Genomic DNA, 11,315 nt, shown 5'->3' on the forward strand with positions numbered 1-11,315 from the left:
ATTGACCGTTTGGTCAAAACTGGTATGTTTTTTGCTGGGAATAAAACAATTCAACTAAAGCAGATGAGTGTATGACTGTTGAAATTTATCCCTGTAAAAACCATTCTGTTCAGACAGTGGTGCTCAGTTCGGGCCTAGGTGGCCACGCGAATTTTTGGCAGCCGCAGATTGAAGCATTAAGAGAATATTTTCAGGTCATTTGCTATGACCATGAAGGCATAGAACCGCAGAGTCCAGAATTACCGGAAAATTATTCCATACAGCATCTGGCAGAGCATCTGGCAAAAATTTTAAAACAGCACCAACAGCAAAACTGTCATTTTATAGGACATGCCCTAGGTGGGTTTATAGGCATAGAACTTGTGCGGCTTTATCCTGAGCTGGTCAATAGACTGGTCCTGATTAATGCTTGGGACCGGCTCGATTCGCATACTGAAAAGTGTTTTAGTACCCGTATTGCTTTACTTCGGTATGCAGGTATTGAAGCTTATATACGGGCTCAGGCCTTATTTTTATATCCGCCTGCCTGGATTTCCGCACATTCACTGCAATTGAATGAACAGGAAAACAAAATGATCGATATTTTTGCACCTCTAGAAAATGTCTTTAAACGGCTTCATGCATTACAGAATTATCAACCTTTTGAAGTGGCGCGTCAGATTCAAAATCCTACTCTGGTGTTAACCAATCAGGATGACTTTCTGGTGCCATGGAAACGGGGGCTGGCACTTGCCAAGCTGATTAAAAATGCTGAACTGGAATTAATACCAAATGGCGGTCATGCCAGTACCATAACCCAAGCTCAAAGCGTAAATGAGATACTAATTAAATTTTTAACTAAAACAACAGATTAATCTGATATAGGGAGTAGAAAATGACAATTTATCAGCAAGGCCTAGAGCAGGATGTACTCAAGCAGTTATTTACTGAAGCACGTACCTATAATGCATGGCAGGAACGTGATGTAAGCGATGAGCAGCTTATGCAGATTTACGATCTGGTGAAAATGGCTCCCACTTCGGCAAACTGTTCACCTGCGCGGTTTTTGTTTATCAGATCTGCAGGAGCCAAAGCCAAACTTAAACCGGCCTTATCATCAGGGAATCTGGAAAAGACAATGAGCGCGCCCGTAACAGTGGTAGTAGCTTATGACGCAGAATTTTATGAGCAGCTGCCTGAACTTTTCCCACATGGAGATGCCCGGTCATGGTTTACTTCAAGTCCAGAACTGGCACATGAAACGGCTTTTCGTAACAGTTCCATGCAAGCAGCTTATCTGATTTTGGCCTGTCGGAGCCTGGGGCTTGATACCGGTCCAATGTCCGGTTTTAATCCAGCTTTAATTGATGAAACTTTTTTTGCAGGCACCAGTTGGAAATCTAACCTGCTGATTAATATTGGCTATGGAGCTACAGAAAAATTGTTTGAGCGGTTACCTCGACTGAATTTTGAAAAAACCTGCAAAATACTCTAAAGCCCATCGAGCAGGAACATACGCGTTGTTGCTGCTCAAGTAATTCTAAAAAATCAAAATACTAAATCTTAAATAAATTATTAATAGTTAAAAAATTAGCTTTGAATAGATTTTTGCTGCGATTAATTGAAGATGCTTATATTTCTGTTCCTGATGCACTATCTAATTAAAAATACTACTCTTGAGCCCTTATCTAATTTATATTTATTAGTATGCTTCGATTATTTTCTTAGGAAACACTTATATTTGATAAGAAGCTTAAAAAAGCCACTGTTGCAGTCGTATTGCGCTTTAAAGCACAGATTACTCGTTTTATTCACAGTATTTATATTTAATAGAACTGCCCTAATTCTGATTTTTAATAATTTTCTCTATATTTATACAACTCAAGATAGATCTTAAAAATAATTTTAATACCTTTGCGAGTAATGTACCGCTGTTTTTTACGTCATGGTGCGCTTGATATTTAAACTTGGTTTAACTCTGTTATTCATTTCTATTCTGGATAGAGCCAGTCTAAGATTCTATGAAAGCTACTCATCTTATTAGTTATTTTCAAAAGCCTTTAAATTTTGCACTGTATGCACATATTTTGTGCGCGTGATACTTTTTGATACACCTATTTAGACTAAATGGTAAAAAAAATAATATCTCAATTTTTTATTAATATGTTGATATTAAAGAATAAAAAATATTGGCATGTACCTTGCATTAATAAAAATACAAGCAAGAAGAACTGATGTACTTGGTCCTTTTACTCGAGAAGTTTTAAAAGAGAGGTACGAATATGAAAGTCGGCGTTTTTTGTCCAATTGGTAATAACGGATGGTTGCTCTCGAAAACAGCACCACAATATCAACCAAGTTTTGAAATGAATAAAGAAATCGTACAGCGTGCTGAACATTACGGTTTTGACTTTGCTTTATCCATGATCAAGTTGCGCGGTTTCGGGGGGGAGACTGAATTTTGGGATTATAACCTGGAAACATTTACATTAATGGCTGGCTTGGCTGCGGTTACGTCCAAAATCCAGATTTATGCAACAGCTGCTACATTAGTTATGCCACCGGCAATTGTAGCAAGAATGGCTTCCACAATTGATTCTATTTCTAATGGCCGCTTTGGTCTGAATGTAGTAACTGGCTGGCAAAAGCCAGAATATAGCCAGATGGGTATGTGGCCGGGAGACGAGTACTTTGGTAAACGTTATGAATATCTTTCAGAATATGTGCAGGTATTAAGAGAGTTATGGGCAACAGGCCACTCTGACTTTAAAGGTGATTTTTTCAAGATGGATGACTGCCAGGTGAAGCCAGTGCCTCAGGCAGACATGAAAATTATCTGTGCAGGCCAGTCTGATGAAGGATTGGCATTTTCAGCAAAGTATGCCGATTATAATTTCGTTTTTGGTAAGGGCTTAAACACTCCAACGGCCTATGCCGGTATTAATGAACGTCTAAAAACACAGACAGATAAGACAGGCCGTGATGTTTCGACTTATGTACTGTTTATGATCATTGCTGATGAAACTGATGAAAAGGCTCAGGCAAAATGGCAAAACTATAATAATGGGGCTGACATGCAAGCTATTCAGTGGTTACAGGACCAAGGCGGAAAAGACAAGATTTCAGGTAATGACACCAATATACGGCACATGGCTTCCAGTGTATCTCCAGTCAATATCAATATGGGAACTCTGGTAGGTTCATATGAAAAAGTGGCTGCCATGCTTGATGAAATTGCAGAAGTTCAAGGTACAGACGGTATTCTTCTGACTTTTGATGATTTTATAAAAGGTGTAGAAGATTTCGGAACCCGAATTCAGCCACTGATGAAAAGCCGTATTGAAGTAGATAGCCCTGTACCAAGCCAGGTCACTGCACTGGAGAAAAGCGCATGAATATGAAATCAGCAATATGTGCCGACTTTACTTCAGATTCTGCACCAATTTTGAATGCTGCTCCTGAAGCAATCAAGCTCGATCCCAAACAGACAGCATTGATTATTGTGGATATGCAAAATGCATATGCCAGTTCAGGTGGTTATCTGGACTTGGCCGGTTTTGATGTATCTACTACACAACCAGTCATTGAGCAAATTAAAAAAGCTGTGGATATTGCCCATCAGGCAGGTATTCAGGTGATTTATTTCAGAAATGGCTGGGACCAGCATTATGTAGAAGCTGGCGGAGCAGGTTCGCCAAATTTTCATAAGTCAAATGCCCTGAAAACCATGCGTAAGCAGCCGGAGCTACAGGGAAAATTACTGGCTAAAGGCGGCTGGGACTATGAGCTGGTTGATGAGCTAAAGCCTGTAACGGGTGATATTGTTATCGATAAACCCCGTTATAGTGGTTTCTTTAATACTAGTCTGGACAGTGTGCTGCGTGCACGTGGTATCCGTAATTTATTATTCACCGGAATTGCGACTAATGTCTGCGTAGAGTCTACCTTAAGAGATGGCTTCTTCCTGGAGTACTTCGGTGTATTACTTGATGATGCTTGCTATCAGGCTGGTCCGCGTGAAGCGCATGAAGCCACTTTATATAACGTTAAAACCTTTTTTGGCTGGGTTTCTGATGTAGCCAGCATGCAACAGTGTTTTAGTCAAAAACAGTCCCAGAGCTCAGCAGCATAAGTTATTTTTTAAATAAAAAAATTGGAAGAAGAAACATGGCAAAAACAGTAATTATACCAGAAGGTACTGGTACGCCTTTGGCACCTTATGTTCCAGCAACCTTGGCCGACAATATTGTATATGTATCCGGTACCTTACCCTTAGACACAAATAATGAGGTGGTCTTTGTAGGAGATGCTGCTGCCCAGACCCGACATGTACTTAGTACCATTCAGAATGTCATCGAGACAGCGGGCGGTACGATGGATGATGTGACCTTTAATTCCATATTTTTAAAAGACTGGGCAGATTATGCTGCCATCAATACTGTCTATAGAGAATTTTTCCCAAATGAAAAACCAGCCCGTTTCTGTATCCAATGCGGGCTGGTGAAACCCGAAGCTCTGATTGAAATTGCTTCGGTTGCTCATATTGGCTAATCGCATCATGGACCATATTGAGAAAGATGCTAGAACAGATTAAAGGCTAAAAAATTCCGCACGAACCTGGCATCTTTCTACTATTGAGGAGAATTACACATGAATTCAGTTGTAGCAAAAGATCTGGCAGTGAGTACAAAACTTTCGGCATCTCTGATGAAATTAAAAGAGTCATCAGCCTCAGAAAAACCGGTTTTAAATGAAACCCAGCAGTTATTTAGGAACGCCATGAGCAATCTGGCGGCAGCAGTCAATATTATCAGTACCGACGGATCAGCGGGACGTGCGGGCTTTACTGCATCTGCTGTATGTAGTGTAACCGATACGCCACCTACATTATTGGTCTGCCTGAACCGTAATGCATCAGTCTATGAAACTTTCAAGCAGAATCAGGTGTTATGTGTTAACACGCTCGCTTTGGAGCATAAAAATCTGAGTAATCTGTTCGGCGGCAAAACACCAATGGCAGAGCGTTTTGCACAGGGCGAATGGCAAACCCTGACGACTGGTTCACCGGTATTGCAAGACGCCATGCTGGCTTTTGACTGTCAGGTTAAACAGATCAGTAGCGTAGGTACACATGATATTTTTTTCTGTGAAGTACTAAGTATTCAACAAAAATCAGGAGCTCGCAGTCTGGTTTATTTTGACCGCGCCTATCACCAGCTTACTCAACACCACTAAATCTATTGCAGAAATAAAAATAAACTTTGGGGGTAGTAGACATGAAAGAACGTTGGTTTGTCAGATGGCGTCCCTATCGGGGAAATCTTGAAAAAACGCCTGTAGCAATGAATGAATATCTGCCAGTAGGGCAAAGCATGGTACTGGGCGCCCAGCATGCTTTTGCCATGTTTGGAGCAACTATTCTGGCCCCTCTATTGATGGGTTTTGATCCGAGCCTGACGATGCTCATTACGGGTATCGGTACGATTTTATTTTTCCTCATTACAGGCGGCCATGTGCCGAGTTATCTGGGATCAAGTTTTGCATTCATTGGCGCCGTAGCTGCAGCCACTGGCTATGCTGGAGCTGGCAGTAATCCCAATATCGCGCTTGCTTTAGGCGGAACAATTGTATGTGGAGTTTTATATGCAATTGTAGGTTTAATGGTCATGCGAACTGGTACTCAGTGGATTGAGAAACTGATGCCACCTGTAGTAACCGGTACAATTGTCATGATTATCGGGTTAAATCTTGCCCCGGTTACCATTAAAAGTGTTTCAGCCAATAATTTCGATGCATGGATGGCACTTGTAACTATTTTATGTATTGGTACGATTGCCGTTTTTACCCGAGGCATGATTCGTCGTCTACTATTACTGATCGGTCTGGTCATGTCCTACGCGATATACTTTGTCTGCGCCAATGTCATGGGTTTAGGCAAACCAATCGATTTTAATGCTATTTCTAGTGCTGCCTGGTTCGGTTTACCTGCTTTTCATCAGCCGGTATTCCAGCTTAATGCCATTTTATTGATCGCACCTGTGTTTATTATTTTAATTGCTGAAAACCTCGGCCACTTTAAGGCGGTCAGTGCGATGACCGGGCAAAATATCTCTCCATATATGGGAAGGGCTTTCTTTGCAGATGGTTTATGTACCACACTTTCAGCTTCAGTAGGTGGTACAGGCATGACGACTTATGCTGAAAATATTGGGGTAATGGCAGCCACTAAAATTTATTCTACTGTTGTCTTTGTTATTGCTGGTGTTTTTGCAATCCTGTTAGGTTTATCCCCAAAATTCGGTAGTCTGATCAGCACCATTCCAGTAGCAATTCTGGGCGGCGCTTCAATTGTAGTTTTTGGTCTAATTACGATCGCAGGAGCACGTATCTGGATTAGTAATCAGGTAGATTTTAGCAAGAATGGCAATATGATCGTCGCTGCGATCGCTCTAATTATGGGTGCAGGTAATTATTCTCTGCATATTGGCAACTTTGATTTAGGCGGAATTGGTACTGCAACCTTTGCTGCAATTCTGATGAATCTGGTTTTTAATCGTGAAACACGGACTCTTAAAACTGGTTCAGGTACAACACCTTTAACTTCACCTGCCATGCCCGTTAAAGAATAAATCTAGAACAGTACAGATACAAAGTAGTTGATAAAAAATTTATCAGTTTTTAAAAAACCTTATCTTTTATGGAAGTAACTATGACAATAAAATCTGTAGCATTCATTGGCTTGGGTGCAATGGGCTGGCATATGGCAGGCCATTTGACCAAAGTATATACAGATGTCCGGGTCTGGAACCGTACTGCCAGCAAGGCCAAAGAACATGCCAGAGTGTTCGCAACACAAGCCACCAGTCTTAAAGAAGCGGGACAGGCCGATATTATTTTTTCCTGTTTACCTACCAGTAAGCAGGTTGAGGAGATTATTCAAGAGGCACAACCTAAAACGGGTAGTATCTGGGTAGATTGTACCAGTGGAGAGCCACAATCAGCACAGCGGCTACAACAACAATTAAAAGAGCAGGGCGTAACCTATCTTGATGCGCCAGTTTCAGGACAGACTATAGGGGCAGAAAAAGGCACCTTAACCGTTATGGTTGGTGGAGACCCGAATATGCTAGAGCAGGCAAACCCGGCCATTCAAACTTTTGCCGGTCTGATTCAGCATGTAGGCGAAAGTGGTTCGGGATTTGCAGTAAAAGCGGTAAACAATATTTTGATGGCAGCAAATTTATGGGCGTTGGCTGAAGGTATGTGTAATTTAAAAAGCCAAGGGGTCGAATTGGATGCAGCCCTAAAATGTATTAATGCCTCAAGCGGTCAAAGTAATATGTCTCATAATATTTTTGCACAGCGCGTGTTGAGTCGTGAATTTCCTTTAACTTTTGCATTAAACCTGCTTGCGAAAGATGCCACTATTGCTACACAGCTTGCAGGCTCAACTCAAACTATAATGCCGGTTTTGCAGTTAACACAGCAGCTGTATCGTTCTGCCAGTAATAATCTACCCTCAGAAAGTGACTTTTCCAGTGTGGTACAGCAGCTGGAGCAATGGAATAATCTAACCCTGCAATCTGCCTGAATAAATCTTGTTGTTCTATATGATTAGATATTTGTTAATAAAAAGTCCTGTATATAAACAGGACTTTTTTATGGTTATTTTCAACAAGGCATTTTACTGAATTGGATGATGAGAAATTTCACTCAATTCTTTGCGGCTATAACCACGTGATACCAATACCCGGGTAATCCCTGCGATGACATCTTCATTGGTGGCTTTCGCCAACGCTTCCAAAAGTTGTGCATTGCTTTTACATGCACAATCATTTTCGACACAAACAACCTGGTTTTTATGTGCGTTCTGTTGCTGGTCTGCGGAGAACAGCTTTTGCCAAAAACTCATAAATTTATATTAATCAACCTAACATATGCGGAAATATAGCCAAATTAAAATAAAATACAAGTCATCCTAGGTCTTAAAAGATGAGCTCAACAGTTAAAACTTTTAATTTTACTGTTACGAATTAACAGTTTTATGACAGAGGAGAAATCTTATAACTTACAACTATATGTATTAGTTATATTTTTTATAAAATAAAAAGAGATTATAAAAATAATCTCTTTTACATATGATACAAATTGTTTAAATCTTTTCCAGCAAAATACCTGTCTCCACATGATGGGTATATGGAAACTGGTCAAACATGGCAAACTTTAAAATTTTGTGGCTTTCTAATAAGATTTTAAGATTATCATGCAGGGTGTCAGGATTACAGGAAATATAGATAATCCGGTCAAAGCGTTGTAATAATTTTAAAGTATCCAGATCGATTCCTGCACGTGGCGGATCAACAAAAACAGTATCGAACTCATAACTCTGAATGTCAATTTCTGCTTCCTGCAAACGTCTGAATTCACGTTCACCATTGAAAGCTTGGGTAAACTCTTCAGCTGAGAGGCGGGCCAACTGGATATTGTTAATTCCATTTTGCTCAATATTCCATTGCGCTGCATAAACTGAACTTTTGGCCAGCTCGGTTGCCAGCACCCGCTCAAATTTTAAAGAAAGCGGTAGCGTAAAATTACCATTACCGCAATAGAGTTCCAAAAGATGCTTTTGTGATGCCTCGGCAGCTTTACATGCCCATTCAAGCATTTTCTGGCAGACAATTGCATTAGGCTGAGTAAAACCACCTTCAATCTGTTTATATTTAAATTTTTGTTCTAATACCTGTAATTCTTCTACAACAAAGTCATCAGTTAATACCAGCTTTTGACCGCGGCTCCGCCCAATAATCTTAATATTTAACTTTTCTGCCAGAGTTCTTGCTGCCTTTTCCCACTCATTGTCGAGTTTACGGTGATAAATCAGTGTAACCAGCATCTCACCGCTTAAAGTAGCTAGGAAATCAACCTCGAACAGACGTTTTTCAAGCAGAGGGTCTGCTTTGAGTTCTGCAAGTAAAATCGGCATAAGCTGGTTAATGCTGTGATCTGCAATTGGAAATTCATCTACACGAATAACTGTTTTTTGCTGGTCTTCAGGATTACGTTCGAACATGGCATAAAAAATATCCTGATCGGTATGCCAGATACGGAATTCAGCACGCATCCGGAAATGCTGTTCAGGTGATTCAAATACTTCCAGGGCAGGCGGGTTAAATTCGGCAAATTGAGTAGAAATACGCTGAATTTTTGCTTCAAGTTGGGCTTGATAGGTCGCGGTCATAAAGAATCAACAAAAACAGGTGAAAATCGATGCTGCATCTTAACAAAGATTGGCAGGAATAAAAATCAGTCCTGCCTTTCAACGTGCTGTGCTTTTGCCGGTCTTTATACAGTACTAGAAGGATCGGATCATTTTTAAACCAGCACTCCAGTTGCGGCCATCTGCGGGTTCGAAGAAACGTTTGTTCCCATCATTTACTATTACTGAACCTACATAATCTTTATCAAGCAAGTTATCTACCCGGGCAAAAGTATTGATTTTCCAGTCAGCATTTTTCCATACATAGCCAATATTCGCAGCCATAACTGTATAACTTGGTGCAGTATCAGAATTAATATCGTCTACATAAATTTTATCATTGTAGCGAACATCAAGTCCTGCCTGAAAACCGGTTTCGGGTTGCCAGTTTAAAGCGATATAGGCCTGATTTTTGGCAATTCCCGGTATGATATTGCCTTTATATACGGTTTCACGGCTGTCTGAGCCAGGAATATCTGCATCAAACTTGGCATTTAGATAACTATAACTTGCCTGTGCATAAAGCTCCCGCCACAAGTTTTTATTCCAGTACAACTCAATACCTTCACGCTGGGTGCGTTTGGCATTTTGAAAAGTATTACGGCCATTATTACTCTCTGCCGAGACAATGTCATTGCGAGTCTGAGTATGGAAAATGGCCGTACTGAAATCGCCCCAATTATTCTGAGTTTTGAAACCAAGCTCATAACTGTCACTGCTGGCTGGCTTCAAATCAAAATTAATCCCCGAAGTTCCTAAGGTAGGGTAAGCCATTTCTGTAAAGGTTGGTGTTTCAAAGCCTTTAGCATAGCTAATATAAAGTGTTGAATCCGGTCTGATATTCCAGCTTAATGCAATTGAGGGAAGAAGCTTCTGATAGTCTGTCTGTCCACTGTCATCCTCATTGGGACCCTTAATGTATTTATCTTTAGATTCATAATGCACATTGCTATAACGCAGACCACTGTCTACCCGCCAGTCTGGCAGGAATTGCCAAGAAGCCTGAATATAGGGGTCAATATTCCATAAAGTATTTTTCTCATCACGACGCAAGTTACCTTTTACGCCATATTGTGGTGTATTGTTATTCAATACAAAATTTTCATAACCCTTCCGGTCTTCATCCATTGCATCGAGTGCCATACCAATACTTAGGGTAGTATTTGGCAGTAGCTCTTTACCGGTCCAGCGCAAATCTGTACCGTAATATATACGGTCAAAATCGATTACACCGCCGGCATGGCGTGCGTTTAGCTGTGTACTATTAGGTATACATTCTTGGGTATCTTTTTTAAATATGCATCGAGGTATAGACTGGTATTGCACCACATGACGCTGCCCGGCATAAGTCATGACATAGAGTTCATGCTGATCATTAATTGGTTTTGTCCACGTTACACCTGTTTGAGTTTGCTCAATATCTTTGCGAACATCATAGGTATTCTTTACATCATTGACTTGGCGAGGATTTTTCTGCCACTGCTCTCGGTTCAAACCTTGTGGATCATCTGCATTAATCTTGACATAGTTGGTTACCCAGTTAACTTGAGAACCATCTTCCAGATTCCAGCTCAGCTTTGCATTGTTCAGGACTTTACGTGCTGCACTATGTTCCCGAAAGCCGTCAGTGTCAAAGTAAGATGAACTGATGATATAGCTTGGTTCACCTGCTTTATTTGCACCACCTTGTAAAACCAGACTGGTTTTGTTTTTATGATGGCTGCCTTCGGCATAACCCAATTCAACAGAATCACGACCTTTGCCTTTACGTGTCGTGGTAAGAATAGTCCCGCCAGATGAATTTCCATACAGGGAAGAGAATGGACCACTTAATACTTCTATATGGTCGAGACTGCCCAAATCAATATTTGAGGTCTGACCTTGACCATCCGGCATGGTGGCAGGAATACCATCAACATATAAGCGTATACCGCGTACCCCGAATGTTGAACGTGCACCAAAGCCACGCATGGAAATTTGCAGATCTTGCGCATAGTTTTCACGGTTATTAATCTGCAGCCCTGGAACACCTTTTAGGGTTTCTGACAGATTCACATCCAGATTATTCTGATTTTGTGGC

11 protein-coding genes are annotated in these 11,315 nt (G+C 40.8%); 8 read left to right on the forward strand and 3 right to left on the reverse strand.

The window, feature by feature from the left end; genetic code table 11:
* Positions 1 to 71 precede the first annotated feature (71 nt).
* From rutD to B3X18_RS14305, 8 genes are all read left to right on the forward strand, one after another.
* The gene (rutD, locus tag B3X18_RS14270) at positions 72 to 854 is read left to right on the forward strand and encodes a pyrimidine utilization protein D (RefSeq protein ID WP_005026229.1); all 783 of its coding nucleotides are present in this window, start codon (positions 72 to 74) and stop codon (positions 852 to 854) included.
* Between the two features lie 20 nt (positions 855 to 874).
* Positions 875 to 1,474, forward strand: coding sequence for a malonic semialdehyde reductase (locus B3X18_RS14275; protein WP_005026227.1), 600 nt, complete (start codon positions 875 to 877; stop codon positions 1,472 to 1,474).
* 787 nt (positions 1,475 to 2,261) lie between these two features.
* Complete coding sequence (gene rutA / locus B3X18_RS14280; protein ID WP_005026225.1) at positions 2,262 to 3,374, forward strand: pyrimidine utilization protein A; 1,113 nt, start codon at positions 2,262 to 2,264, stop codon at positions 3,372 to 3,374.
* Positions 3,371 to 4,111 (forward strand): pyrimidine utilization protein B, encoded by a 741-nt coding sequence (gene rutB, locus B3X18_RS14285; RefSeq protein ID WP_005026223.1) that lies wholly within the window; start codon positions 3,371 to 3,373, stop codon positions 4,109 to 4,111. Before rutA ends, rutB begins: the two co-directional genes overlap by 4 nt.
* A gap of 35 nt (positions 4,112 to 4,146) precedes the next feature.
* A complete protein-coding gene (gene rutC, locus B3X18_RS14290) occupies positions 4,147 to 4,530 on the forward strand; it encodes a pyrimidine utilization protein C (RefSeq protein ID WP_005020003.1) in 384 nt (127 codons plus the stop codon).
* 156 nt (positions 4,531 to 4,686) lie between these two features.
* Positions 4,687 to 5,214, forward strand: coding sequence for an NADH-dependent FMN reductase RutF (gene rutF / locus B3X18_RS14295; RefSeq protein ID WP_227548704.1), 528 nt, complete (start codon positions 4,687 to 4,689; stop codon positions 5,212 to 5,214).
* A gap of 41 nt (positions 5,215 to 5,255) precedes the next feature.
* Positions 5,256 to 6,608 (forward strand): solute carrier family 23 protein, encoded by a 1,353-nt coding sequence (locus tag B3X18_RS14300; RefSeq protein ID WP_005026219.1) that lies wholly within the window; start codon positions 5,256 to 5,258, stop codon positions 6,606 to 6,608.
* An 80-nt stretch (positions 6,609 to 6,688) separates the two neighbouring features.
* Positions 6,689 to 7,570 (forward strand): NAD(P)-dependent oxidoreductase, encoded by an 882-nt coding sequence (locus B3X18_RS14305; RefSeq protein ID WP_005026217.1) that lies wholly within the window; start codon positions 6,689 to 6,691, stop codon positions 7,568 to 7,570.
* A gap of 93 nt (positions 7,571 to 7,663) precedes the next feature.
* Here the strand turns inward: B3X18_RS14305 and B3X18_RS14310 are convergent, their stop codons facing one another.
* From B3X18_RS14310 to B3X18_RS14320, 3 genes are all read right to left on the reverse strand, one after another.
* Positions 7,664 to 7,891 (reverse strand): hypothetical protein, encoded by a 228-nt coding sequence (locus B3X18_RS14310; protein WP_005020007.1) that lies wholly within the window; start codon positions 7,889 to 7,891, stop codon positions 7,664 to 7,666.
* A gap of 240 nt (positions 7,892 to 8,131) precedes the next feature.
* Positions 8,132 to 9,217: a tRNA (uridine(54)-C5)-methyltransferase TrmA gene (gene trmA, locus B3X18_RS14315; RefSeq protein WP_005026214.1), complete on the reverse strand. Its 1,086-nt coding sequence runs from the start codon at positions 9,215 to 9,217 to the stop codon at positions 8,132 to 8,134.
* Positions 9,218 to 9,331: 114 nt separating this feature from the next.
* A partial coding sequence (locus B3X18_RS14320) for a TonB-dependent receptor family protein (RefSeq protein ID WP_286935770.1) occupies positions 9,332 to 11,315 on the reverse strand: 1,984 nt, incomplete at its 5' end.

It is taken from the genome of Acinetobacter sp. UBA6571 (assembly GCF_002434085.1).
Taxonomy (GTDB): Bacteria; Pseudomonadota; Gammaproteobacteria; order Pseudomonadales; family Moraxellaceae; genus Acinetobacter; species Acinetobacter radioresistens.